Below are 26,166 nucleotides of genomic sequence, written 5' to 3' on the forward strand. Positions count from 1 at the left end.
CTCGCGACCGCGCGGCTTCCTAGATTCCTCGTACCTCCGGCGAGGTCGGTATGATCAACCGCCATTTCACCGCATATACACGTTTCACCGGCGAGGGCGCGCGATGCTCGAAGTAGAGATCGACGTCGAGGTCGTGGCGCCGCCGCCGAACGGCGCGCCGCTCGATTTCCGCGAGCGACTGGTGCTGGCCCTCAAGACGACCGACGCCGCGGTGCTCGAGGCGGCGGAGGGGGCCTTCCGCGGCGTGTGGCCGAGCATCGACGCTTACATCCTCGAGCGGCTGGCCGCCGACCTGCCGCCGGGGCTCGGCTGGGTCCTGGACTGCTGCGACCCCGCCGGCCTGCGCCAGGGCTACGAGGCCGGCGCGCGCGAGGTCTGGGCCATCCCGCTGGGCCACGGCCGGGCCATGGTGTTCGAGAGCCGCCAGGCCGCCGCCGCGCCGGCGTAGCGGCCCTCGCTCGCGCTCGTACGATTGCGCCGCCGTCGCGCGATTCATGCGACCTGGTGCGGCAATCGTGACACCCCGCATTGCCCGCGGCGCCCGTCCGCGATCGGCCGTCGGGACCCGGACGGGCCCGCGGGCGAAACCGCGCAAACCCCGCACCCCGGGCCCTCTTGCCGATTTGGCCGGGATTCGGGACGCTGCTTGGGTCACCGGTGTCCTTCATCAACACCAAGGCCGGCGAGATCGGCGTCAAGGTCGTCTACTTCGGGCCCGCGCTGGCTGGCAAGTCGACGAACATTCGCACGATCCACCGCAAGACCCGGCCGGCCCTGCGCGGGCGGCTCGACGCGATCGCCGGCGACCTCGGGCCGATGCTGTCGTTCGACTTTGCCCCGGACACCTTGCCGCGCATCGACGATCGCTACCGCGTGCGGCTGCACCTCGTCACCGTGCCGGGCCCGGTGCTGAGCCCCGTCTCGCGCAAGCTCGTGCTCAAGGGCGTCGACGCCGTCGTGTTCGTCGCCGACACCCAGGAGGAGGGCGGCGAGCTGGTGCGGTTCGAGGACAACGTCGAGTCGATGCAGCAGCTCCTGACCCTGCTCGACGACCTCGGGGTCGACAGCGCCTTCATGCCGATGGTGCTGCAGTACAACAAGCGTGACCTCGTCGAGGCCCCGACCCTGCGCCCGTTCGACTCGGCCCACGCCTCGCCGATCCCCCTGACGACCCTGGCCGCCCTCGACGAGGCGATCAACCCCAACGGCCTGCCCACCATCGAGGCCGTCGCCACCGCGGGCATCGGCGTGATGGACTCCCTGCGCATCGTCGTCAAGGACCTGCTCGCCCCGCTGCGCGCCGAGTACGAGGCCAGCGGCGACCGTTACCCGATCGCCGCCGGCAGCTCCGGCGGCTGGCCCCGCGTCTGACCTGCGCTTGTATCAGCGTGTCCCCGGGGACAGGTCATTCACCTGTCCCGCGGGACAGCTCGCTTACGCCTCTTTCGCCTCGTACGCGGCGATCAGGTGCTTGTAGTTCGGCACGTGCTCGACCATCAGCTTGGTGAAGCCGGACTCGTCGTTCCGCCAGTCCCGCATCAGCTCGGACGCGACCGCGAACCATGACATCGGCTGCGCCCCGGCCATCGCCATGCGAGCGATCGCCCCGCCGGCCGAGCCGACGCACAGCGAGCCGGACGCGTCGGTCACCACGCGGACGTCGTAGCCGGCCTCGAGCGCCGACAGGACCACGAACGCGACGCACACGTCGGTCGTGATGCCGGCCACGATGAGCTGCTTGCGCCCGGTCTTCTTGACCGCCTTGACGAACTCGGGGCTGTCCCACGCGTTGATCTCGCCCTCGCGGCGGATCACCTGGACCTTCGGCAGCCGCGCGCGCACCTCCGGCATCAGCGGCCCGTTCGGTCCATCCTCCTTCGAGGTCGTGACCACTGTCGGCAGCTTGAACAGCTTCGCGGTGTCGGCAAGGGCCAGCACGTTGCGGTCGAACACGTCGGGGACGTGGTCGTGGACCAGCTGAAACAGGCCCGATTGGTGGTCGATGATCAGCAGCGCCGCCTCGTCCTTCGACAGGCGGTCGTACTTCAGCTTGGCGCGTTCGATATCCATGATGTGTCCTTTGGAACAGGTGCGCAGGCGCGCGGATCACCCGTCGCCCGCGACGGTCACCATAGCCACCGCTGCCGGCGCGCGAGCCTCCGGCCCCGGCGCTGCTCCTGCCCTCTCACGGCCCGGTCGCCGGCCGCACCGGCCCTTTCGGCCGCGGCCGCCGCGGCGCGCCCGTGCCCATGGCCCTACGGCGACCTGTCCTTCGAGACATCTCATCCGCGCGCCCGCGCGGCGCGCTCCTCCACGCGATCACGCGCCCGATCGCGCCCCGGCGACATCGACCGCCGTCGGTCGTCACATACGCCAGGCCCGCCTCGACCTGTCCTCGCGGACATATCACCGCGACCCTCGCCGGCGCCCGCGCAAGTCCCGTGGTCGCCGCGAGGACGACCGGTCGCCCGTCACGGCTCCTTCGCCGCCTCGTGGGTGCCTCGCCACCGTCGCACCGCCAGGTACACCAGCACGTACGACAGCCCCGCCAGCGTCGGGATCGCCACTGCCGCCCCGAGCGCGAACGGCCCAAGCATCGAAGTGAACAGCTCCCACCAGCCCGACCCGTCGAGCGCCCGCAGCTCGGCCCACGACGGCAGCGGGCGGCCCATCAGCGCCAGCCCGAGATAGAGCTCGCCGGCGTAGAACACCGCCCCGGTGACCGGGTTCACCACCGCCGTGCCGAGGTACGTCGCCGGGATGTTGAGCTTGAGCGGCGGCGCCAGGGCCAGCGCCAGCAGCATCCCCGCGAACGGGATCGGGATCAGCGACAGCCCGACCCCGAGCGCGAAGCCGCCGGCGATCCCCTGCGGCGTGCCGTTCAGGGCCAGGAGCCCCGCGACCCAGGTCCGGACCCGCCCCACTACTTCTTGTCCCTCTCGTCCTTCTCGAGCTCCGCGTTCGCGGCCTCCACACCGGCCTTGGCGGCGCCCTTGATCTCGTTGAACTCGGCCTTGCCCTTCTCGAGGGCATCACGCGCGCCCTGCTCGACCTTGTCGGCGCCGCGCTGGATGTGCCGCGCCGCATCCTCGGCGCCGTCCTCGATCTTCTCGCCGGCCACCCTCGCCCCCGACTCGACCACGCCGACCGCCTTCTCGGCCCCCGAGCGGACCTTGTGCCCGGCCTCCTTGGCCGCGTCGGCCGCCGCGTCGATGGCCTCCTTCGTCTCCGCGGCCGCGCGCTTGCTCGTCGGCGAGTCGCCGCAGCCGGCCAAGAGCCCCGAGAGCACCACCGCGAGCGCTGAAATCCCGTGTTTGCGCATGCTTTCTCCTTCGAACCGGCCCAAGCGTGATCGCGAACGGCGAACTCGACAAGCGCGCTTGCATATCTACTCGGGAGTAGATATGCTCCCCGAGCATGGGTCGTCCGGCAGCTGGGAGCAACACCACGGCCACCCCGGAGCGCCTGCTCGACGCCGCCGACGCGGTGTTCTCGCAGCATGGATTTCGCGGCGCGCGGCTCGAGGACATCGCCGCGGCCGCGGGCATCCGGCGGCCCTCGCTCCTCTATCACTTCCCCTCCAAGGAGCTGCTCTACAACGCGGTGGTCCGGCGCACCTTCCAGCGCCTGGGCGCCGCGCTGACCGAGGCGATGCTGCAGCCCTCGAGCTTCTCCCAGCGCTTCGACGCCATCATCGACACGTACACCCAGTTCCTCGAGGAGCACCCCGAGCTGGCGCGCATCCTCGTGTGGGAGCTGCTCGACGGCCAGGGCCCCGGCCGCGTCGTCCTGCTCGAGCAGGTCGTGCCGCTGCTCGACCTGACCGAGCGATTCGCCCGCATCGAGGGTCGCCGCGACATCCGCCCCGACCTGCCGGTGCGCGCGGCGATCCTGCAGATCGCCAGCGACCTGGTGCTGCGCACCTCGGCCCGCGAATTCAAGACCGCCCTGTGGGGCGATCAGGACCACGCGCGGGTCCTCGCCCGCGCGCTCTTCTTCTCGAGCAACAGCGGAGGGTAAGCAATTGCACGTCAAAGAGCTCCTCAACCAAGCCAGCGCCTATAACCCCACCACGGTCTTACAAAAGGTGCTGCGCAGCGGCAACGTCAAGGTCGCGCTGAACCTGCTCGGCCCGGCGATCCGCGGGCTCGTGCTGCACGGGGGACGCAGCCCCACCAGCGAGATGCAGGCCAATCACAAGGCCCACTTCGACTGGACGTACCAACGGACCCAGCCCGAGATGGCGCGCCTCTACGAGCTCGCCAAGACCTCGCAGTGGAACGCCACCACCGACCTCGATTGGTCGATCGACGTCGACCCGTTCGACACCAGCCGCGAGCTGTTCCCCGAGCAGCTGTCGCCGCTGCCGAGCATCCCCGCCTATCGCAAGCTCGACACGCGCGCCCAGCAGGTCCAGCGCCACGCGCTGCTGGCGTGGATGCTGTCGCAGTTCCTCCACGGCGAGCAGGGCGCCCTGTTCGCCGCCTGCCAGGTCACCGAGGCCGTGCACTGGGTCGACGGCAAGCTGTACGGCAGCACCCAGGTGGTCGACGAGGGCCGCCACGTCGAGGTCTTCTACCGCTACCTCAACGACAAGCTCGGCAAGCTCTACACCGTCAACGACAACCTCTTCACGCTCATCGACGCGCTGATGACCGACGGCCGCTGGGACCTCAAGTTCCTCGGCATGCAGATCATGGTCGAGGGCCTCGCCCTGGCCGCGTTCGGCACCCTGCGGCAGACCAGCCGCGAGCCGCTGCTGCGCGAGCTGCTCAAGTACGTCATCACCGACGAGGCCCGCCACGTCCACTACGGCGTGCTGTCGCTGCGCGACTTCTATCATCAGCTGCCCGAGACCGACCGCCGCGAGCGCGAGGACTGGGCCTTCGAGGTCGCGGTGCTGATGCGCAACCGCTTCCTCGCCCACGAGTTTTACGACGAGTTCTACGGCCACGCCCTGTCGCGCAAGCAGTGGGACGAGCTGATCCTGCGCTCGTCGTACATGCAGAACTTCCGCAAGACCATGTTCCGCCGGCTGGTCCCCAACCTCAAGCGCATCGGCCTGCTGACCGACCGCATCCGCCCCCACTACGCCGCCCTCGGCCTGCTCGAGTGGGAGAACGAGCGCGCCGCCACCGACATCACCGCCGGCGACCTGATCCGCGACTCCGACATCCCCGTCACCCTCAACTGAGCTCGCCGCGCCCGCGGTCGTCGCCCACATGTCCCCGAGGACATGTCATCGCCCCGGATCGGAGATGACATGTCTCTCGGGACATCCCGTCAATCAAAGCACACCTCCTCGGTCGGCTGGCAGTCCTCGACCCAAGCCGCCGGGTCGCCGCACTCGGGCGTGAACGCGATCAGGCACGCCTCGAACAGCTCGCGCGGCTTCAGCATGCAATCGACGATCTCCGCGTAGCCGGGCGGCTGCGTCTGCGAGCGCCACTGCCAGCGCACCTCGTCGGTCCCCGCGCCGCGGGGGATCAGCCGGTGCAGCGCGCACCCCCCGTCGCAGCGCGCCACCTCGATCACCCCGGTCGCGCGGTCGTAGAGGGCAGCCAGCGCGCACATGCCCGCGGGGCCAGGTCCCTCGCAGCCGCCCGCGCAGTCCCAGGCCGGGCACAGCGGGTTGTCGAGGCACGCGAACAGCCCCTCCGGCAGGTGCGGCCCGCTCGCCCCCGGCTCCTCGCTCGCCTCGCTCGTCGCCGCCGTCGTCGGGTCGCCCGCGCCCGTCGTCGCCGTCGAATCACCCGTGCTCGCATCGGGCGTTCCCGGCAGTCGCTCGCTGCACCCGGCGATCCACACGAAGATTCCGAGCCCGACGAGGCGACGCAGCATGCTTCCACCATAGCCGCCGGCTCGCGGCTCCGCGCCGCCGGTCCGATCGCGGTACGAGCCTCGCGCGGATTCGCCCGGCTCGATCCGCGCCACGGCCTCGCGCGTCGCGGGCATCATGCGCCCGTGACTGCCCCCCAGCTCCGCCAGATCGGCGCCGCCTCGGCGCTCGTGCTCCCTGATGCCGGCCCCGCCCTCGGCACCCTCGACGACGCCATCCAGCTCATCGGCGACGCCGGGGGCAGCGACGCCGACACCGTCGTCATCCCGGTCGCCCGTCTCCACCCTGATTTCCTGGTCCTGCGCACCCGCATGGCCGGCGAGTTCACGCAGAAGTTCGTCCAGTACCGCTGCCGCCTCGTCATCCTCGGCGACCTCTCGCTCGCCCTCATCGACAGCCCCGCCCTCCGCGACTACGTGCGCGAGGCCAACCGCGGCGACGACGTGTGGTTCTTCGCCGACTGGCCCGAGCTCGAGCGCCGCCTCACCGGCGAAGCGGCCTGAGCCGCGGCTGGGCCAATCGCAACACATGTCCTATCGGCCATGTCTTACGAATCGCCGAGCGCCGTGGACCCCGGCGCGTCGTGCCACCGCCGGCGGCGACCGTCCTCGTCCATAGTCGCGCGATTTTTGTCACGCCTCCTCGCGGTCGGTTCCTCACCGAACGGTGCTCTAACCGCACCTGCATGAGCGGCGCTCTCCTCTCTCCCCTTCGTCTGCGCAACGGCCTCGTCGCCCGCAACCGGGTCTGGCTGGCCCCGCTGACCAACCAGCAGAGCCGCGACGACGGCGTGTGTTCGCCCGAGGAGCAGCGCTGGCTCGAGCGGCGGGCCGAGGGCGGCTTCAGCGTCGTCGAGACCTGCGCCGCCCACGTCTCGCGCGACGGCCAGGGCTTCGACGGCCAGCTCGGCGTGTGGGGCGATCATCAGCTCCCGCGCCTGCGCGAGCTCGCCGCCGGCATCACCGGCGCCGGCGCGATCGGCCTCGTCCAGCTCTACCACGGCGGCGTCCGCTCGCCCTCGCGGTTGACCGGTCAGCAGCCGTGGAGCGCCAGCAGCTTCACCGAGGCCAAGCCCGACTTCGAGGTCCCGCGGGCCGCCGACGTGCGCGACATCGAGGACGCGCTCGACGCCTTCGAGCAGGCCGCGCGTCGCGCCGCCGCCGCTGGATTCCAGGGTGTCGAGCTCCACGGCGCCCACGGTTATCTCCTCGGTCAATTCCTCAGCAGCGCCATGAATCAGCGCACCGACGAATGGGGCGGCAGCTTCGCCAATCGCGCTCGCCTCATTCGCACCGCCGTCCGCCGGGTCCGCGCCGCCACCCCCGCGCAATTCCTCGTCGGTGCGCGGATCTCCCCCGAGGATTTCGGCCACGCCCGCGGCCTCGACCTCGACGAATCGTTGCAGCTCGCCGCCTGGCTGGCCGAGGACGGCGTCGATTTCCTCCACGTCTCCCTCTGGGACACCAGGAAGAACACCGCCAAGCGCCCCGACCAGCACCCCGTCCCGCTGTTCCGCGCCGCCTTGCCGGCCGGCGTGCCGCTGGTCGTCGCCGGCAACATCTGGACCCGGGCCGAGGCCGAGGCCCAGCTCGGGCTCGGCGCCGACTTCGTGGCTCTCGGCAAGGTTGCGATCTTGAACCCCGACTGGCCGCGACGCGCCGCCGATCCGGCCTACGAGCCCGAGCGCGGCCCGCTCACGCCCGCCCAGCTGCACGACCTGGCCATCAGCGACACCTTCGTCGACTACCTGCGCCGCTTCAGGACGATCGTCCGCGACGCCTGAGCTGCCGTCGCCCATCCTGGCGCGCTGTGGTGATTCGCCACAGCTCGCCAATCACCCCAGAGGCCGCCGCTGTGGTGATTCGCAACGCCCCGCTCTCCTCTCCAGCTGCGCCCCGATCTATCACCCCCCTCTGAATTTTCCCGCGTGACAATGCCGCCGCGCCGCGCCGATCGCCGCCTGCGACGGCGCGAATAAGTCGCCTCCCGGGGCGTCACCGGAGGCCATGACAATCCATCGAAGCGTGCATCGCGGCCTCCTCGCCTGGACCCTCGCCTGCGCCGGCGGATGTGGGGACGACGGCGGCGGCTCGACCGGCGACGGCTCCACCACCGAGCCCGCGACCTCCGCGGCCACCGACGAAAGCACGGGCGCGCCCGGCACCACCACCGACGGCACCACTGGCACTTCCACCACCGGCGAGGACCCGACGACCACCGGCGAGCCGGAGACCGGCAGCACCACCGAGGCCCCGATCGACGGCAGCGGCCTCAATTGCATGACCCCCGCGACCCCGATCCCGAATCCGGTCCCGCCGGAGATCCTTCCGACCTCCTTCACCTTCGATTTCGCCGAGAGCGGGACCGTCGGCGATATCAACGTCAAGCTGCGCACCAGCGAGCTCAAGAGGGCATCCTACGTCGAGATCCGGCTGACGCACGGCGAGACCACGGTCGTCCTTTCCAAAGACAATTGCGAGGAGAACAAGGACTTCAGCGTCGTCTTCGACGACGAGGCCGGCCCGTTCACCTGCTGCGGGGACATCTTCTGCTCCGGCGATCCGCTCGTCGGCGACTTCCAGCCCACCGAGCCGCTCGCCGCCTTCGCCGGCCAGCCGATCGCCGGCACCTGGACGCTCGACATCTACCCCTTCACGTGGTCCCCGGACCTGCCGTATCAGGGCATCGTCGAGGAGTTCTGCCTCGACATCTCCCTGCCCTGATCGAAGGCGGAGCATCGCTGCGATCGCCGGCGCCGATCGCCGGCACATGTCTCGAGAGACATGTTGTGTCAATTCATCGCTGTCCGCTCGCCGATGCGCATGCCCGCGCGTGGCATCGCGCCTGCGCGCCCGCGAGCGCTCGCCGTACTTGTGCGCCGGCGGGTCGCTCCCGTATAGCCTGATCATGCGCCGCTCCCTGCTCCTCGCCTCCCTCGCGCTCGCCTGCACCCCCGCGCCGCCCCAGGGAGTGAGCACCGAGCCCCGCCCTCTCGCGCCCGAGCTCCCCACGCCCGCCCCTGCCCCTGTCCCCACGCCGGTCCCTGCGCCCACGCCTGCGCCTGCGCCCGTCGTCGCCCCCGCCCCTGCCCCCGCGCCGACCTTGCTCGCCGGCCCCGACCGCTATCGCCTGCCGAGCGCCGCCCGCTGCCAGGAGGGCGAAGAGGGCCCCTTCTGCGGCGTGTACATCGTCGACGCCGCCACCGGCGACACCACCACCCTGCTGACCCGCGACGGCTCTGCCTGGCTCGTGCGCGTCGGCAAGACCGAGACGCCGACGGTCGTCGAGTTCGTGGAGATGCCGCGCCCCCCGGAGCAGATCCAGCCCCTCGATCTGCCGCGCACCGACGCCGGAGCGATGATCGCCTTTTTGCCGCCGCATCCGCTCGTGCCCGAGCCCTTCGCGCTCGCCGGCGTGCGCTCCTTCTTCGGCGATTTCGTCGTGCTCGGCGACAAGTTCTACGGCGCCGGCCTCGTCAAGGACACGACCCTCCTCGAGATCGATCCCAGGGCCCGCAGCTTCAAGCCCTTCAACCTCGCCGGCAAGTCGCCGCTCTCCATTCAGCCCGCGGGGCAAAACCTCGCCCTGTCGCTCGCAGGCAAAAAGCGCAAGACGGTCGCCACCTTCGAAGTCGCGACCGGCAAGCTGCTCCGCGAGTTCGCGCTGCCCCGCGACCTCGAGCCCGAGTGTCGGCGCAGCCATCACTATTACGGCGAGGACCAGGCGCATTTCGACATGGCGACGGGTCGCTTTTACGTCGGCTTCTCCTGCTTCCCCGACGCCTGACAGCAATCGTCGGGCTGCTTCCTCCAGAGCGGAGCGGGGTCCTCCTTCGCCTCGTCCTGCCGATGAGGAGTTCCCTGACATTGCTATGAGCGGCGCGCGCCGCGGGCTGCCCTCCTCGCGCAGACCTGCGGTCGGACGTCCGTCCCGCGAAGCAGTTTGTCCGCGCAGCGGCGCACGACCGACCGCATCGCTCCTTCGCGCCTCGCCGCGCCCCCGAAGATTCTCGTCCATACGGCCTCGTGCGGGCTCCATTCGTCGATTCTCCGTCGCTCGGAATACATGTCCCTCGGGCTATGTTCCATCCCATCAGGACCACCGAGGTGCGCCTCGCTCTGCCTCCTCCGGAGGCCTCAGCGGCGGCGGCCTGGTCAACCTCGCCCGCTACCTCGGCGCCAAGTACCCCGATCAGCGCCTCGGCCTGGTCTCCTCCACCCTCGACGTCACGATCCGCTTCTTCTTCGGCTACGGCGAGGACGAGTGCACCCCGAAGACCATCAACGTCCCCGCCGGCGAGTTCGAGGCCGGGCTCGTCGACCTGCGCGACAACTACGTGCACGAGCCTTCCGGCGTGTGGAGCACCTACCTGGTCGGCGGCAGCGACGCCCACGTGTGGACCATGAGCTCGCGGTTCGCCAACACCCACGTCGACGGCGTCCGCTTCGTCGACTGGCTCACCGACCTGCTGGCCGGCGAAGCCCGCCACGTCGGCCCGTGACCTGCGCTCGCGGACATGCCCAATCGGACATGTCCACGCAGACACATCACACCTCCGCGCCGCAGGTGCGCGCGACGGCTCGATCCGCCGCCGCGATCGAGGTCATCCTTCGCGTCTTCCGCCGTCGACTCGCTTCGAGCGGGCAATGACCGCCCGACCGTTCGCCTCGTTCCTGCTGCCCCGAGGACGTCGCACCTGAGGCCGCTCGCGGGTCCGGGTCGGCGATCGCGCAATGATTTGTCGCCCGCCGCCTCGAACCGCGCGGGGGCATCTGCTACAGCATGGCGATGATCGACCTCTACACCGCAGCCACGCCCAACGGGCACAAGGTTTCGATCGCGCTCGAGGAGATGGCTCTCCCTTACGAGGTCCACGCGCTCTCGCTCACCCGAGGCGACCAGAAGCAGCCCGAGTTCCTCGCCATCAACCCTAACGGGCGGATCCCCGCGATCGTCGACCGCGACGCCGGCGACCTCGCCGTGTTCGAGTCGGGCGCGATCCTCATCTACCTGGCCGAGAAGACAGGTCAGTTCCTCCCCACCGAGGCGCACGCGCGCAGTCGCGTCCTTCAGTGGTTGATGTTCCAGATGGGCGGCGTCGGCCCGATGATGGGCCAGGCCAACGTCTTCTTCCGCTACGCCCCCGAGAAGATCCCCTACGCCATCGGCCGCTACCAGCGCGAGGTCCGGCGCCTGCTCGAGGTCCTCGACAAGCGGCTCGCCGGCGTCCCCTACCTCGCCGGCGACTACTCGATCGCCGACATGGCCACCTGGCCGTGGGCCCGCGCCCACGACTGGGGCGGCGTCAGCATCGACGGCCTCGACCACCTGCAGCGCTGGCTCCGCGACGTCGGCGAGCGCCCGGCCGTCGTGCGCGGCTACGCCGTCCCGCCCTCCGAGGCCCCGCAGCCGACCGACAAGACCGTCGAGGGCATCCGCAACACCCTCCTCGTGTGACAGCGCCGCCGAAGATCGACCAGTCTGTTCCGTCAGGTCCGAAGGGACATGCCCCGAGAGACATGTCCCAAGACCGTCCGCCTCACGCCAGCCCGTAGAGCGAATCGACCAGCGCGTCGAGGGCCGGCGCGACTGACGGGTCGCCCGCGCGCCAGCGGTCGACCAGCCTGACGATCTCCGCCGCCACCTCCCGGTCCCAGTCCTCCGGGGCCGGCACCGGCAGCCCGCGCAGCTGGCGGGGACCGATCCGCAGGTACCCGCGGGCCAGGCGGTCGCCGCCGTGCACGTGTTGATAATAGTCGTCGATCACCCGGCTGTGCACGATCGCCGCCAGCACCCGCAGGTCGTCGGGCCACCAGCAGATCGTCGTCGACTTGCCGGCCAGCACCTCGCCGCGGGCGTCGATCGTCGCCTCGATCGAGCGCGTCATCCCGGCCACGATCAGCTTCGGCGTGCGCGCCTGGGCCAGCCGGCGCGGCGGCAGGCGCTCGGGCGCCGCGATCACCGGGCGCAGGAAGCTGCGGCCCAGGTAGCGCAGCGGCGTCTTGCCCCACAGCTCGGCGCAGCGGTCGATCGTCCCGCTGTTGACCACGCGCAGCCCTGCTTCGCCCTCCACGATCAGCTCCGCGATCGCGTAGGCCTCGCCGACGGTCGCCGCGCCCCACACCTGCGCCAGCTCGCCGAGCGGCCGGCCGACCGCGCGCATGTGGGCCACGCAGGCCGCGTCGCCGCGGCCCGAGATCGGCCACGGCCCCTGGGACAGACCTGTCCCGAGGGACATCTCCTCACATTCGTCCGTGCCGCGCCGCAGCGCCACCGGCGTCGCCTCGCCCGGGCCGCGGCGGGCCACGAACGCCAGCGGGTAGACCCCGGCCGCGAACGGCAGCGCCTCGCTCAGGTCGTACAGCGCCACCAGCCGGGCCTCGCGCGTCAGCAGCCGGCGGGTCGCCGCCGCGTAGTCGGCCGACGCCAGCTTGTTCGGCACCACCAGCGCCACGTAGCCGCCCGGCGCGCACAGGCGCAGGCCGAGCTCGATGAACACGCAGAACAGGTCCCAGTTGCCGCGGGCCGCCTCGTAGCAGCCGGCGCAGTGGCGGCGCAGCGCCGCGTGGTGGCGCGTCATCGCCTCCGCGTCGACGAACGGCGGGTTGCCGAGCACCGCGTCGAAGCCCCCCGCCGCCAGCGCCGCCGGGAACTCCTCCGCCCACACGAACGGCTGGCCCGCCGCCGCCGGCGCCCCGGCCCCCAGCAGCGCGTTGCCGACCTTGATGTTTTCGGACATGTCCTCGGGGACAGCTCCCACCAAGCCCGCCACCGCCGCGCGCGCCAGCAGGGCCGCCGCCGGGTCGACGTCGACCCCGAAGATCGCCGCCTGCAGCAGCGCCAGCCGCTCGCCCGCGCTACGCGCTTCACCTGTCTCTCGGGCCATCTCCTCGTCGCGGGCCAGCAGCGCCGCCGCGGCCGCGATCAAGAACGCCCCCGCGCCACACGCCGGGTCGACCACCCGCACCGTCGCCCCCGCCGGCGCCGCCGCCAACACGCGCCCGAGCGCGTCGTCGACCAGCCGGCGCACCAGCGGCGCCGGCGTGTAGAACACCCCGTCGCGCTTGCGGCGGGCCGGATCGAGCCCGCGTTCGTGCGCCCGCGCGGCCTCGTTCATGCCGGCGATCCCGGGCCCGCGGCGATCTCCAGCGCGCCCGCCGCGGCGCCCCTGGACGGCGACCACGGCCCGCTCTCCGCCCTCGCCAGGCCCGCCCGCGGCCAGCCCGGCCGGGCCACGAGCGCCTCGCCGCGGACCTTCGCGGCCCGTCCGGCCCGCGGCTCACGCGACCTGGCGTCGGCGCACACCGGCGCAGTTTACCCACGCCCGCCCGTCTGTGCTACCACTCCCGCGCGGACGGCTCGCCACCTGTCCGGAGAGACATGTCCCAACAAACAGCCTCGCCCGAACGGCTCGCGCCGGTGATCGCCCCCTCGCTGCTCAGCGCCGACTTCGCCCGCCTCGGCGAGGAGGCCGTCGCGCTCGACCGGGCCGGCGCCGACTGGCTGCACGTCGACGTCATGGACGGCCGGTTCGTCCCCAACATCACGATCGGCCCGCTGGTGGTCCAGGCCCTGCGCCCGCACACCGCGCGCGTGCTCGACTGTCACTTGATGATCGAGGAGCCCGAGCGCTACGTCGAGGCGTTCGCCGACGCCGGGGCCGACATCATCACCGTCCACCTCGAGGCCTGCCGCCACCTCCACCGCAACCTCCAGCAGATCCGCGACCTCAAGCGCAAATCTGGCGGGCGGGTGCTGGCCGGCGTCAGCCTCAACCCGCACACCCCCGCCTCGGCCCTGGTCCACGTGCTCGACCTGTGCGACCTCGTCCTCGTCATGAGCGTCAACCCCGGCTTCGGCGGCCAGCAGTTCATCCCCGCCGTGCGGCCCAAGATCCGCGAGCTGCGGGCCATGATCACCGCCGCCGGCCTGCCGACCCGGATCGAGGTCGACGGCGGCGTGACCGTCGACACCATCGCCGACATCGCGGCGGACGGCGCCGACGCCTTCGTGTCCGGCACCGGCGTCCTGCGCAGCCGGCAGTTCGGTCGGGACTACGCCGCCGCCATCGCGGCCCTTCGGGGAACCGCCGATGCCGCCATGATCTGGCGCACCTGACCGGCCGTCCGGCCCCGCGGAGGCCCTGCGCGATGGCGCGGGAAGTTGGCTGGCGGCGCAATCGGTGTCACAAACGGGCGCGTCGATTCCGCCATGCCGTCGCTCGTCCGTCACTCCTCGTTCGTCGCGTTCGCCCTCGTGCTCGCAGCCGCGGGCGACGTCGCCGCCCAATCGCCCACCCCAGCCCCGCCGGCCGAGCCGCCCGACGAAGAGGCCGCGCCGCCTGCCGAGCCCACGCCGCCGCCTGCCGGTACTGCCGCCTCGACCGCCAAGACGACCGGCACCATCGGCACCCAGGCCCCGGCCAGCAGCGGCGCCGCCAACCTCGACGACGCCAAGTTCGCCACCACCAGCACCACCGAGCCGATGGACGCCACCGAGGCCGAGGTCTCGGCGGGTGGTCTGTTCACCTCTGGCAACGCGCGCTCGGCCGCGATGACCGGCGGCGGCCGGTTCCGGATCCGCCGCAAGATCCACGAGTTCCAGGCCCAGTTCGTCGGCAACTACGCCCAGGCCGCGATCCGCCTGCCCGACGGCGAGCGCAGCAGCCAGCTGACCGCCGGCAACGTCCAGGGCCGGGTGCGCTACGACGTCTACTTCCACCCGCGGGTCACGTTCTTCACCATGCTGACCGCGCGCTTCGACCCGTTCCTCGGGCTCAACATGCGCATGCGGGTCGACCCGGGCTTCGCGTTCTACATCATCAACCAGCCCAAGCACCGCCTGTGGGCCGAGGCCGGCTACGACTTCCTCTACGACCAGCGGCGGCTGCGTCGCGGCGCCGACAATGCCCAGTGTCCGGCCGGCACCACCCTCGTGCTCGACGTGCCGAACACCACCGCGGCGATGCCGACCTGCGCCGCCCGCTCGAGCGTCGCCACCCACTCGGGCCGCGTCTTCCTCGGCTACACCAACCTGCTGTCCGAGTACGTCACCTTCACCACCGGCATCGAGTACATCCAGGCGTTCGCGCCGTTCCGCTCCAACGCGGTCGAGACCGACGGCGGCAAGGCGCGCAGCAAGTCGTGGGTCAACTGGGACGTGGGCCTCACCACCGCCCTCGGCAAGCGCTTCGCCTTCGCCACCAGCTTCACCCTCCGCTACGACAACGCCCCGCTGCCGGGCATCAAGAAGCTCGACACGATCACCTCGTTCAGCCTGGTGTTCCGCTTCATCTAGGCCGGCCCGCGAGCGACCTGCCCCAAAGGACATCCGCCCAGCGCGCCGCCGGCTGTCTAGTGGGACATGTCGAAAAGGACATGCCCTTCGGGACACCCGGTCTGGCTGCCCCGCGGACACGTCCTTGAAGGCACGGCCTTCGGGTCGCCGAACCGGCGTGACCTCGGGAGCATGTCCCTGAGGCCATGCCCTTCGGGTCACCCCACCCGGCCTGTCCCGTGGATATGTCCCCGAAGACATGCCCTTCAGGTCACCCCACCGCCATGGCTCGTGGACATGTCCTTGAAGCCATGCCCTCCAGGTCACCCGATCGCCAGGGCACCCGGTCACCGGGCGCGACCTGTCCCTCAAGCCAGATCGCTCTGATTTTTTCTTAGAAGAATCTCACTCGGGCACGTCGCACACCGGCTCCGGCTCCGGCTCCCGGCAGCGATCGCCCTCCCCGCACTGCAGGTGGCCCAGGCACTGCACCCACCCGGCGGACTCGCCGCACCCGGCGTCCACCCCCCCGCGGAGCACGCACACCTGCGAACCGGCGTTGGGCTTGCACTCCGCGTACGGCTGGCACTCCCAATCCAGGCATGGTTCGCCGGCGGTCGGCAGCTTGACGCACTTCCTGCTCGTCTCGTCGCAGGTGTTGTCGAGGCGGGCGCACGGCGGGTAGTTGTTCGTCGAGCAGCTCTGGCCCTCGTTCGGCAGCGTCCGGCACGTGCGCCCGCCGTCGTCCGAGGAGTAGCATTGCAGGCCCTCGGCGCATTCGACCCACCCTGACGAGCAGTCCCCGCCTTCCCCGGTCCGCTCGCGGCAGATCGACTCCGAGAAATCGCAGTACAGCTCGAGCGCGCACGAGTTGCCGTTGTCCACGCACGACTCCCCCGCCTTGCGCCGCGCCGTGCACACCGTCGGCAGGAACGTATTGGGGTCGCGGGCGCAGAACGCATCGTCCGCGCAGCCCGAGCCGCTGCACGCGTCGCCGATCTGCGGCCCTGCGCCGCCCAGCACCCGGCACGCCCCCGGGCAGCACATGTCCTCCTCGCAGCCGAACGGCGAGAACCCGCACACCGCATCGCCCGCGCACTCCTCCGAGTTGAGGCACGGATCGTAGTTGCGGACCTTGCCGACGAACACGTCGGCGCACACCGCCGGCCCCGCCGTGGGGCCGACGCTGAACAGCACCCGCTCGAGCAGGTTGCGCTCGCACGCCTGCGCGCTCACCTGCTCGAGGCAGGCCTCGGCCGCCTCGGCGTCGAACTTCACCCGCTCGGCCGCCAGCGCCGCCAGCAGGTACTGGAAGCGCCCGCTCGTGTCCCACACCAGCGATTCGCGGCACTGCGCCGGCGACTGGAACACCGCGCAGCCGGACGCCCACGCGCACAGCGCCTGCTCGTACTCGCCGGCGAAGTCGTCCGGCGTCGCCGGCTCCGCGCACCCCGCCGTCACACACAGCACCAGCCCGGCGATCGTCGTCCTCATGATGTCCTCCACGACATGTCCTTATGTTTATGTCCCTTGAGGCAGCTGATCCGCCGCCGGCACCGGACACACGCTGTCGATCGCCGGCGCGACGCAGCGGGCGTCGTCCCAGCCGTCGCAGCGCAGCGCCCCGGCGCAGCGCTGGATGTCGAAGCCGCACGGCTCGCCCTCGCCGCCGCGGGCCACGCAGACCTGGGTGGTCCAGTCGCAGCTGCTGGACAGCCCGCACACGCTCATCGGGCACGGCTCGCCGGGCCCCGGCGCCGCCACGCACTGCTCGCTGTCCGGATCGCAGGTCGCCCCGAGCGTCCCGCAGCCGAGGTACCAGTCGGCCTTGCAGGCCGCGCCCAGCGGCGCGAACGCGCGGCAGCGGCCCGCGCCGACGTACTCCGGGTCGGCGCAGAACAGCCCCTCCTGGCAGCCGAATTCGCCGAACGGGGCGCACGCCTCACCCTCGCCGCCGAGCGGCCGACACAGGCCGCTCTGGAAGTCGCAGAAGCTGTCGGCGTCGCACGCGTCGACGCTCTGGCAGGCGCCGCCGGCCGGCCGCTGCGCCGTGCACTGCGTGGACGCCCCGGTGTTCGGGTCGCGGTCGCAGAAGCTGCCGGGCTCGCAGCGGCTGTTGCCGTTGCAAGGCGTGCCCACGGTCAGCGACGCCAGCCGGCGGCAGCCGCCGACGCAGCAGCTGTCGGTGCACGACGGATCGAAGCCGCACACCATCTCCGCCCCCTCCTGCAGCGCGCACTCGGCCGTCAGCAGGCACGGCCCGTTCTCGACCATCGTCCCGCGCAGGATCGCGTCGCAGGCGGCCCGCCCGGCCGCTTCGGCCTCGTCGACCACGTACGAGCCCAGGAGCTCGCAGCCGCGGGCCTCGACGTAGGCCAGGCAGCTCGCCGCCGCCTCGGCGTCGAACACCAGCCGCCCCGCCGCCTCCGAGGCCCGCAGGTACGCCGTCGCCTGCCCGCCCCCGCCCTCGCCCTCGTCGAGCCGCGCCTGGGCCAGCAGCCGCGGCGGATAGACCGTGTCGAAGAACTCGACCGCGCGGCAGTCCGCCTCCGCCGCGAACGCCCCGCAGCGGACCGCCCAGCCGCAGTAGCTCGCCTCGGCCAGCTCGAAGAAGTCGGCGAACGCGATCGCCTCGGCCGCGCCGGTGTCCGTGCCCGTGCCCGTGTCGGTGTCCGTCGTCGCGGCCTGGTCGCTGCCGCACCCGAGCACCCCGACCAGGATCACGGCAGAGCACCGACGCAAAGTTAAGCGCATGCCCCAAGCTACGGGCCGCCCGCGCGGCCTGTCAATTCGCCGGCACCGGCGCGGGCGCGGGCGCCCTCGCGGCCGCGGAACGCCGGTCTGCCAGCGCCTTGCGGGCCCCGACGGCCTCGCCGATCAGCACCGTCGCCGCGCAGCTGGCCGCCAGGCTCGAGCGGGCCCGCTCGACCGCCTTGCGCACGCAGCCCGCCAGCCTGGGATCGGCCCCCTCGACCCGGACCTGCCCGGCCCGCCCGCCGCGGTAGCTCCAGACCACCGCCACCGCCGCCCCGGCCGGCGCGCAGGCGTCGAGCGCCGCCTTGTGGGCCGCCACGCCCTCGAGCGCCTCCGCCAGCGCCAGCGGGTCGGTCTGCGGCATCCGGCACGCCAGCTCGTGCACCGTCAGGCCCGCCATCGTCAGCGTCGGCGCCCGGCTCGTCAGCGCCACCTCGACCTTGCGCCCGCGCGACCGCTTCAGCTGGGCCGCCAGCTCGCAGCCGTCGCCGTCGCCGCCCTCGCACGCGCGCGCGAACAGGGCCGTCGCCTGGCCGACGTCGACCGCCGTGCCGACCCCGCGCAGCGCCGCCAGGCCCTGGCGCAGGCACCCCGCCGGCTGGCCGCCCGCGCACCCGCGCGCGAACAGCTCGACCGCGCGCGCGTTGTCGCCGGGCCGCCCGCCCGCCTCGTCGAAGATCAGGATGCCCGCGTTGAAGCAGCCGGTCGCGTGCCCGAGCCCGCACGCCTGCTCGAACGCCGCCGCCGCGCGGCCCGGGTCGCGCGTCGCCCCGCGACCTGTCTCGAAGAACAGCCCCGCCGTGAAGCACGCGAACGCGTCCTGCTTGGCGCACGCCAGCTCGAACATCGCCAGCGCGCGCGGCGGATCGGCCGGCACGGCGGTGCCTTCGGCCAGCATCGTCCCGACCGTCGCGCACGCCTCGGCGAAGCCGAGCCGGCACGCGCGGTCGTACAAGCCGACGGCCCGCGGCGGATCTTTCACCGCTCCGCCGACCCCGCCGCGCAGCACCCCGGCGAGGTTGGAGCAGCCGACGGCATGTCCGAGAGAACATGACCGATCGAGCAGGCGCAGCGCCTCGTCGGGGCGCTGCAGGCCGAGCGCCAGCATGCCCTCGGTGTTGCACTCGGCCGCCTCGCACTGCCGCGGCGGCTCGGCCGGCGCCGCGGTCTCCTGCGCGGCCGGGCAAGCAGCGACGAGCCACAGGCCCGCGACCAGGGGCGAGAGACACCCGTGCGTGCGCATATTTGCGCGAGGGTTGCCCACAGCCCCGGCAGCGTCAAGCCTCGGCGGGCGCGGGTGCGAGGAACACCGCCCGCGCCCGTATGCGGCCTTCGGCGCCGTCCTTGCGACAGCGCCCGCCTCACGCCCTCGCGCCCGGGATCGCCCGCCTCCGCCGCGAGCGATCTGCAGCCGTCCGCTCGTGCGGGCCGCCACGCCCGCCGCGTCGCGATCACCGGCGCTCCGCCGCGCCCCAAACCCTGGACAGGGACTCCATCCATTGCGAGCTCCCCGGTTCCCCGCGCTCGTGGCTCCGCGCTCCGTCGGCGCCTGGCTCGCCGAGCGCCTCGCGGACAACCCTGGACAGGGACTCCACACTTCATCGCCGCGAATCCCCGAGGCGCTCCGCCGCGCTTCGCCTTCCGCTGCGTCACCGCGCTTGCGGGCCTATCACCGCCGTCTCACGGTCGAGCCCGGTGGCTCGCGCGCTCGCATCGATGCCCGCACCATCGCCGTCGATCCGCGATTCGCTCGCCGCCTGCACACCGCATGTCTCTTCAGACATGTCCCTTTCGTCATGTCTGGACTGTCACACATCCCGGGCCCGGGTGTGTGCGAGCGCCACGTCGGCGTCGGGGTTCGTTCGCCCGGGCGCGCCGGCGCCTCGGGCCCCCTAACCTGCGGAATCCGCCCGAATTTCGCCTGGCATCGCGGCAGGCGCGCCTTTCATCGTCGACATGATCGAGCGGGACGCCGCCTGGCAAAGCTGCGTATCCTCCAGGGGACGCGCGGACCTTCGGGTCGCGCGCCAGGAGCCTCGACATGACCATCACGGATGCGACCGAGAGCGGCGCAGGTTGGACTGGCATCGCGACCCCCGAGCAGCGGCAGCTCTTGCGCGTGCTGCAGGCGGTGCGCGACGGCGACTTCTCGGCCGAGCTGCCGGGCGACTGGACGGGGCTGGGCGGCAAGATCGCCGACACCGTCAACCAGATCATCGTCGCCAACCGGGTCATGGCCGCCGAGCTCGAACGCATCGGCGAGGTCGTCGGCAAGCGCGGTCAGACCCGCCAGCGCGTGCGCGGCCACAACCGCGTCGGCGCCTGGGGCGAGATGGAGGACTCGGTCAACACCCTGATCGACGACCTCCTGTGGCCCACCGCCGAGGTGAGTCGGGCCATCGGCGCCGTCGCCAAGGGCGACCTGACCCAGACCATGCGCATGGACGTCGAGGGTCGGCCGCTGCAGGGCGAGTTCTTGCGCTCGGCCACCATCGTCAACACGATGATCGACCAGATGAGCGTGTTCACCAGCGAGGTGACGCGCGTCGCTCGCGAGGTCGGCACCGACGGCAAGCTCGGCGGCCAGGCCCAGGTCGCCGGTCTCTCGGGCGTGTGGAAGGACCTCACCGACAACGTCAACTCGATGGCGGGCAACCTCACCGCCCAGGTCCGCAACATCGCCGAGGTCACCATCGCCGTCGCCAGCGGCGACCTCTCGCGCAAGATCACCGTCGACGTGCGCGGCGAGATCCTCCAGCTCAAGGAGGCCATCAACACCATGGTCGACCAGCTGCGCTCGTTCGCCTCCGAGGTGACGCGCGTCGCTCGCGAGGTCGGCAGCGAGGGCAAGCTCGGCGGTCAGGCGATCGTGCCTGGCGTCGCCGGCACCTGGAAGGACCTCACCGACTCGGTCAACGCCATGGCGTTGAACCTCACCTCGCAGGTCCGCAACATCGCCGAGGTCACCACCGCCGTGGCCCGCGGCGACCTCTCGCGCAAGATCACCGTCGACGTCAAGGGTGAGATCCTCGAGCTCAAGAACACCATCAACACGATGGTCGACCAGCTCAACGGCTTCGCCGCCGAGGTGACTCGCGTCGCCCGCGAGGTCGGCACCGAGGGCAAGCTCGGCGGTCAGGCTCAGGTCCCCGGCGTCGCCGGCACCTGGAAGGACCTCACCGACAACGTCAACTCGATGGCCTCCAATCTCACCGCGCAGGTCCGCAACATCGCCGAGGTCGCCACCGCGATCGCCGGCGGCGACCTCTCGCGCAAGATCACCGTCGACGTGCGCGGCGAGATCCTCCAGCTCAAGGAGACCCTCAACACGATGGTCGAGCAGCTGCGCTCGTTCGCCTCCGAGGTGACGCGCGTCGCTCGCGAGGTCGGCACCGAGGGCAAGCTCGGCGGCCAGGCCCAGGTCCCTGGCGTCGCCGGCACCTGGAAGGACCTCACCGACAACGTCAACGGCCTCGCCTCGAACCTCACCTCACAGGTCCGCAACATCGCCGAGGTCACCACCGCCGTGGCCCGCGGCGACCTCTCGCGCAAGATCACCGTCGACGTCAAGGGTGAGATCCTCGAGCTCAAGAACACCATCAACACGATGGTCGACCAGCTCAACGGCTTCGCCGCCGAGGTGACTCGCGTCGCCCGCGAGGTCGGCACCGAGGGCAAGCTCGGCGGTCAGGCTCAGGTCAAGGGCGCCGGCGGCACCTGGAAGGACCTCACCGACAACGTCAACGCGATGGCCTCGAACCTCACCTCGCAGGTCCGCAACATCGCCGACGTGACCACCGCCGTGGCCCGCGGCGACCTCTCGCGCAAGATCACCGTCGATGTGAAGGGCGAGATCCTCGAGCTCAAGAACACCATCAACACGATGGTCGACCAGCTCAACGGCTTCGCCGCCGAGGTGACCCGCGTCGCTCGCGAGGTCGGCACCGAGGGCAACCTCGGCGGTCAGGCTCAGGTCCCCGGCGTCGCCGGCACCTGGAAGGACCTCACCGACAACGTCAACTCGATGGCGTCCAACCTGACCTCGCAGGTGCGCAACATCGCCGAGGTCACCACCGCCGTCGCCCGCGGCGACCTCTCGCGCAAGATCACCGTCGACGTCAAGGGCGAGATCCTCGAGCTCAAGAACACCATCAACGTCATGGTGGACCAGCTCAACGGCTTCGCCAGCGAGGTTACGCGCGTCGCCCGCGAGGTCGGCTCGGAGGGCAAGCTCGGCGGTCAGGCTCAGGTCCCCGGCGTCGCCGGCACCTGGAAGGACCTCACCGACTCGGTCAACGCCATGGCCTCGAACCTCACCTCGCAGGTGCGCAACATCGCCGAGGTCACCACCGCCGTGGCGACCGGCGACCTCTCGCGCAAGATCACCGTCGACGTCAAGGGTGAGATCCTCGAGCTCAAGAACACCATCAACACGATGGTCGACCAGCTCAACGGCTTCGCCGCCGAGGTGACCCGCGTCGCCCGCGAGGTCGGCACCGAGGGCAAGCTCGGCGGTCAGGCCCAGGTCCCCGGCATCGCCGGCACCTGGAAGGACCTCACCGACAACGTCAACTCGATGGCCTCGAACCTGACCTCGCAGGTGCGCAACATCGCCGAGGTCACCACCGCCGTGGCCCGCGGCGACCTCTCGCGCAAGATCACCGTCGACGTCGAGGGCGAGATCCTCGAGCTCAAGAACACCATCAACACGATGGTCGACCAGCTCAACGGCTTCGCCGCCGAGGTGACCCGCGTCGCCCGCGAGGTCGGCACCGAGGGCATCCTCGGCGGCCAGGCCCAGGTGCCGGGCGTCGCCGGCGCGTGGAAGGGCCTGACGGACAACGTCAACTCGATGGCCTCGAACCTGACCTCGCAGGTGCGCAACATCGCCGAGGTCACCACGGCGATCGCCCGCGGCGACCTCTCGAAGAAGATCACCGTCGACGTCAAGGGCGAGATCCTCCAGCTCAAGGACACCATCAACACGATGGTCGACCAGCTCAACGCGTTCGCGGCCGAGGTGACCCGCGTCGCCCGCGAGGTCGGCACCGAGGGCAAGCTCGGCGGTCAGGCCCAGGTCAAGGGCGTCGCCGGCACCTGGAAGGACCTCACCGACAACGTCAACGTCATGGCCGCCAACCTCACCAACCAGGTGCGCGGCATCGTCAAGGTCGTGACCGCGGTGGCCAACGGCGACCTGCGCCAGGAGCTCACGGTCGAGGCCAAGGGCGAGGTCGCGGCGCTGGCGACCACGATCAACAACATGACCGGCACGCTCGCCATCTTCGCCGACCAGGTCACCTCGGTCGCGCGCGAGGTCGGCGTCGAGGGTCGCCTCGGCGGCCAGGCCAACGTGCCCGGCGCGGCCGGCACCTGGAAGGACCTGACCGCCAACGTCAACCTCCTGGCGGCCAACCTGACCACCCAGGTCCGCGCCATCGCCGAGGTCGCCACCGCCGTCACCAAGGGCGACCTGACCCGGTCGATCCAGGTCGACGCCCGCGGCGAGGTCGCCGACCTCAAGGACAACATCAACGCGATGATCGACAACCTGCGCGCCACCACGGAGCGCAACAACGAGCAGGGCTGGCTCAAGACCAACCTCGCCAGCTTCACCCGCATGATGCAGGGCCAGCGCGACCTCATCACCGTGGGCCAGCGCCTGCTGTCCGAGCTGGTGCCGCTGATCGACGCCCAGCAGGGCGTGATGTACGTGATGGACGGCCTGAGCGGCGAGGCCGAGCTGACCCAGCTGGCCAGCTACGCCGACGCCCGCGATCCCAAGAACCCGCGCCACTACGGCGTCGGCGAGGGCCTGGTCGGCCAGTGCGCGGTCGAGCGCCAGCGGATCTTGCTGTCGCACGTGACCGACGAGTCGGTGGTCATCAGCTCGGGGCTTTTGACCGCCCGCCCGCGCACGGTGATCGTCCTGCCGGTGCTGTTCGAGGGCCAGGTCAAGGCGGTGATCGAGCTGGCCTCGCTGCGCGAGTTCACGGCCTCGCACCTGGCGTTCCTCGAGCAGCTGACGGGCAGCATCGGCATCGTCATCAACACCATCGAGGCGACCATGCGCACCGAGGGCCTGCTGCAGCAGTCGCAGCAGCTGGCCGGCGAGCTGCAGGCCCAGCAGAAGGAGCTGCAGCAGACCAACGAGGAGCTGGCGACCAAGGCCAAGCTGCTCGCCGAGCAGAACGCGGAGGTCGAGCGCAAGAACCAGGAGATCGAGCAGGCCCGCCGCGCGCTCGAGGAGAAAGCGGCCGAGCTGGTGCTGACCTCGCGCTACAAGTCCGAGTTCCTCGCCAACATGTCGCACGAGCTGCGCACGCCGCTCAACAGCATCCTCATCCTCGGCCAGCAGCTGGCCGACAACATCGAGCACAACCTCAACGACCGCGAGGTCGAGTTCGCCAGGACGATCCACGCCGCCGGCACCGACCTGCTCAACCTGATCAGCGACATCCTCGACCTGTCGAAGATCGAGTCGGGCACCGTCACCGTCGACTCCGAGGAGCTGCCGTTCTCCAGCCTGCGCGACACCGTCCAGCGCAACTTCCGCCACGAGGCCGAGAACCGCGGTCTCACCCTCACCACCGACTTCGCCGCCAACCTCGGCCGGGCCATCACCACCGACCCCAAGCGCCTGCTGCAGGTGCTCAAGAACCTGCTGTCGAACGCCTTCAAGTTCACCGAGCGCGGCGGCGTCCGCCTCGAGGTCAAGCTCGCCCCCAGCGGCTGGACCTCCGAGCACCCGGTGCTCAGCCACGCCCCGGCGGTGGTCTCGTTCTCGGTCAGCGACACCGGCATCGGCATCCCGCCGGAGAAGCAGCGCATCATCTTCGAGGCGTTCCAGCAGGCCGACGCCGGCACCGCCCGCAAGTACGGCGGCACCGGCCTGGGCCTGGCGATCAGCCGCGAGCTCGCCAACCTGCTCGGCGGCGAGATCAAGCTGCACAGCACGATCGGCAGCGGCAGCACCTTCACGCTGTACCTGCCGACCCAGTACCAGGGCCCGACCACCAGCAAGGTCATGCCGGCGCCGCGCAGCCACCACGCCGCCCCGGCCAACACCGCCCCGCCGCGGGCCGAGCCGATCCTCGACGACCGCGAGTCGCTGCAGCCAGGCGACGCCGCGCTGCTGATCGTCGAGGACGACCCGCACTTCGCCCACCTCCTGCTCGAGGTGGCGCGCGAGCGCGGCTACAAGGGCCTCGTCACCCTGCGTGGCGCCGACGCGGTCAACCTGGCCGTGCAGTACCGGCCCACCGCGATTTCGCTGGACATCTTCCTGCCTGACGTGCACGGCTGGGCCGTGCTGAGCCAGCTCAAGCAGAACCCGGCGACGCGGCACATCCCGGTCCAGATCTTGACGCTCGACGACGAGCGCCAGCACGTGCTCGAGCGCGGCGCCTTCACTTACCTGAACAAGCCGCTGTCGCGCGACAGCCTGGCCGCCGCGTTCGACCGCATGAAGCAGTTCGCCGCCAAGAAGCCGCGCGAGCTGCTGATCGTCGAGGACGACGCGGTCGAGCGCATGAGCCTGTCCGAGCTGCTGCTGCACGACGACGTGCGCATCACCGCGGTCGACAGCGGCGCCGCCGCGCTCGCCGCCCTGCGCGAGCGCACGTTCGACTGCGTGGTCCTCGACCTGCGCCTGCCCGACATGACCGGCTTCGAGCTGCTGGCCCGCCTGCAGCACGAGCCGGCCATGCGCGACCTGCCGGTGGTGGTGTTCACCGGCAAGGAGCTGTCGCCCGCCGAGGAGTCGCAGCTGCGCAAGGTCGCCAAGAGCATCGTGCTCAAGGACGTGCAGTCGCCCGAGCGCCTGCTCGACGAGACGGCGCTGGTGCTCCACCGCGACATCATGGCGCTGCCGGCCAACAAGCAGCGGATGATCGAGCGGCTCCACGACAACAACGAGGTGCTCGTCGACAAGCGGGTCCTCGTGGTCGACGACGACGTGCGCAACATCTTCGCGCTGTCGTCGCTGCTCGAGCGCCAGGGCATGCGCGTCATCAGCGCCTCGACCGGCCAGGAGGCCATCGACATCGTCAAATCCACGCCGGATTTGTCGCTGGCCCTGGTGGACATCATGATGCCCGAGATGGACGGCTACGAGACCATGCGGCGCATCCGCAAGGACCCGAACCTCCGGCGCCTGCCGATGATCGCCCTCACCGCCAAGGCGATGAAGGGCGACCGCGAGAAGTGCCTCGAGGCCGGCGCGTCCGACTACATCGCCAAGCCGGTGAACACCGAGCAGCTGCTGTCCTTGCTGCGGATCTGGCTCCACAGGTGAC

The 26,166-nt window shown here is 71.2% G+C and carries 21 protein-coding genes; 13 read left to right on the forward strand and 8 right to left on the reverse strand.

Going from position 1 to position 26,166, the window contains the following annotated elements:
• The first annotated feature begins 103 nt into the window (after positions 1–103).
• Both POL25_RS30370 and POL25_RS30375 read left to right on the forward strand, forming a co-directional pair.
• A complete protein-coding gene (locus POL25_RS30370; RefSeq protein ID WP_272089751.1) occupies positions 104–448 on the forward strand; it encodes a hypothetical protein in 345 nt (114 codons plus the stop codon).
• A gap of 209 nt (positions 449–657) precedes the next feature.
• Positions 658–1,371, forward strand: a complete 714-nt coding sequence (locus POL25_RS30375; protein WP_272089752.1) for a GTP-binding protein — start codon at positions 658–660, stop codon at positions 1,369–1,371.
• Positions 1,372–1,434: 63 nt separating this feature from the next.
• Here POL25_RS30375 and POL25_RS30380 read toward each other — a convergent pair whose 3' ends face one another.
• The 3 genes from POL25_RS30380 to POL25_RS30390 all read right to left on the reverse strand — a co-directional run bounded on the left by POL25_RS30380 (position 1,435) and on the right by POL25_RS30390 (position 3,322).
• Complete coding sequence (locus POL25_RS30380) at positions 1,435–2,070, reverse strand: isochorismatase family protein (protein ID WP_272089753.1); 636 nt, start codon at positions 2,068–2,070, stop codon at positions 1,435–1,437.
• Positions 2,071–2,471: 401 nt separating this feature from the next.
• Positions 2,472–2,924, reverse strand: coding sequence for a DUF2062 domain-containing protein (locus POL25_RS30385; RefSeq protein ID WP_272089754.1), 453 nt, complete (start codon positions 2,922–2,924; stop codon positions 2,472–2,474).
• Positions 2,924–3,322: a hypothetical protein gene (locus POL25_RS30390; RefSeq protein ID WP_272089755.1), complete on the reverse strand. Its 399-nt coding sequence runs from the start codon at positions 3,320–3,322 to the stop codon at positions 2,924–2,926. The genes POL25_RS30385 and POL25_RS30390 overlap by 1 nt, the downstream gene beginning before the upstream one ends.
• A gap of 95 nt (positions 3,323–3,417) precedes the next feature.
• On the opposite strand from POL25_RS30390, the gene POL25_RS30395 reads away from it, so the two are divergent.
• Both POL25_RS30395 and POL25_RS30400 read left to right on the forward strand, forming a co-directional pair.
• Complete coding sequence (locus POL25_RS30395) at positions 3,418–4,020, forward strand: TetR/AcrR family transcriptional regulator (RefSeq protein ID WP_272089756.1); 603 nt, start codon at positions 3,418–3,420, stop codon at positions 4,018–4,020.
• Positions 4,021–4,024: 4 nt separating this feature from the next.
• Positions 4,025–5,194, forward strand: coding sequence for a ferritin-like domain-containing protein (locus POL25_RS30400; protein ID WP_272089757.1), 1,170 nt, complete (start codon positions 4,025–4,027; stop codon positions 5,192–5,194).
• 89 nt (positions 5,195–5,283) lie between these two features.
• Here the strand turns inward: POL25_RS30400 and POL25_RS30405 are convergent, their stop codons facing one another.
• Complete coding sequence (locus POL25_RS30405) at positions 5,284–5,841, reverse strand: hypothetical protein (RefSeq protein WP_272089758.1); 558 nt, start codon at positions 5,839–5,841, stop codon at positions 5,284–5,286.
• Between the two features lie 123 nt (positions 5,842–5,964).
• On the opposite strand from POL25_RS30405, the gene POL25_RS30410 reads away from it, so the two are divergent.
• From POL25_RS30410 to POL25_RS30435, 6 genes are all read left to right on the forward strand, one after another.
• Positions 5,965–6,342 carry a DUF4180 domain-containing protein gene (locus POL25_RS30410; protein WP_272089759.1) on the forward strand — a complete coding sequence of 126 codons (378 nt, stop codon included), beginning with the start codon at positions 5,965–5,967 and terminating at the stop codon, positions 6,340–6,342.
• A gap of 182 nt (positions 6,343–6,524) precedes the next feature.
• Positions 6,525–7,622, forward strand: a complete 1,098-nt coding sequence (locus POL25_RS30415) for an NADH:flavin oxidoreductase (RefSeq protein WP_272089760.1) — start codon at positions 6,525–6,527, stop codon at positions 7,620–7,622.
• Between the two features lie 241 nt (positions 7,623–7,863).
• Positions 7,864–8,562: a hypothetical protein gene (locus POL25_RS30420; RefSeq protein WP_272089761.1), complete on the forward strand. Its 699-nt coding sequence runs from the start codon at positions 7,864–7,866 to the stop codon at positions 8,560–8,562.
• A 184-nt stretch (positions 8,563–8,746) separates the two neighbouring features.
• Positions 8,747–9,625, forward strand: a complete 879-nt coding sequence (locus POL25_RS30425; RefSeq protein WP_272089762.1) for a hypothetical protein — start codon at positions 8,747–8,749, stop codon at positions 9,623–9,625.
• An 85-nt stretch (positions 9,626–9,710) separates the two neighbouring features.
• Positions 9,711–10,340 carry a hypothetical protein gene (locus tag POL25_RS30430; RefSeq protein WP_272089763.1) on the forward strand — a complete coding sequence of 210 codons (630 nt, stop codon included), beginning with the start codon at positions 9,711–9,713 and terminating at the stop codon, positions 10,338–10,340.
• A 287-nt stretch (positions 10,341–10,627) separates the two neighbouring features.
• Positions 10,628–11,296: a glutathione S-transferase N-terminal domain-containing protein gene (locus tag POL25_RS30435; RefSeq protein WP_272089764.1), complete on the forward strand. Its 669-nt coding sequence runs from the start codon at positions 10,628–10,630 to the stop codon at positions 11,294–11,296.
• Between the two features lie 82 nt (positions 11,297–11,378).
• Here the strand turns inward: POL25_RS30435 and POL25_RS30440 are convergent, their stop codons facing one another.
• Complete coding sequence (locus POL25_RS30440) at positions 11,379–13,022, reverse strand: Eco57I restriction-modification methylase domain-containing protein (RefSeq protein WP_272089765.1); 1,644 nt, start codon at positions 13,020–13,022, stop codon at positions 11,379–11,381.
• Positions 13,023–13,219: 197 nt separating this feature from the next.
• On the opposite strand from POL25_RS30440, the gene rpe reads away from it, so the two are divergent.
• The gene (rpe, locus tag POL25_RS30445) at positions 13,220–13,957 is read left to right on the forward strand and encodes a ribulose-phosphate 3-epimerase (protein ID WP_272089766.1); all 738 of its coding nucleotides are present in this window, start codon (positions 13,220–13,222) and stop codon (positions 13,955–13,957) included.
• Positions 13,958–14,050: 93 nt separating this feature from the next.
• Positions 14,051–15,136, forward strand: a complete 1,086-nt coding sequence (locus POL25_RS30450; protein ID WP_272089767.1) for a DUF481 domain-containing protein — start codon at positions 14,051–14,053, stop codon at positions 15,134–15,136.
• A gap of 384 nt (positions 15,137–15,520) precedes the next feature.
• Here the strand turns inward: POL25_RS30450 and POL25_RS30455 are convergent, their stop codons facing one another.
• The 3 genes from POL25_RS30455 to POL25_RS30465 form a co-directional block, all read right to left on the reverse strand.
• Entirely contained in the window at positions 15,521–16,609 is a 1,089-nt protein-coding gene (locus POL25_RS30455) for a hypothetical protein (protein ID WP_272089768.1), read from the reverse strand.
• Between the two features lie 27 nt (positions 16,610–16,636).
• On the reverse strand, positions 16,637–17,839 hold the full coding sequence (locus tag POL25_RS30460; RefSeq protein ID WP_272089769.1) for a hypothetical protein: 1,203 nt from the start codon (positions 17,837–17,839) through the stop codon (positions 16,637–16,639).
• Positions 17,840–17,900: 61 nt separating this feature from the next.
• Complete coding sequence (locus POL25_RS30465; protein WP_272089770.1) at positions 17,901–19,112, reverse strand: tetratricopeptide repeat protein; 1,212 nt, start codon at positions 19,110–19,112, stop codon at positions 17,901–17,903.
• A gap of 798 nt (positions 19,113–19,910) precedes the next feature.
• On the opposite strand from POL25_RS30465, the gene POL25_RS30470 reads away from it, so the two are divergent.
• Positions 19,911–26,165: a HAMP domain-containing protein gene (locus tag POL25_RS30470; RefSeq protein WP_272089771.1), complete on the forward strand. Its 6,255-nt coding sequence runs from the start codon at positions 19,911–19,913 to the stop codon at positions 26,163–26,165.
• The last annotated feature ends 1 nt before the right edge of the window (position 26,166 follow it).

This window comes from Nannocystis bainbridge, from assembly GCF_028368995.1.
GTDB lineage: Bacteria > Myxococcota_A > Polyangia > Nannocystales > Nannocystaceae > Nannocystis > Nannocystis bainbridge.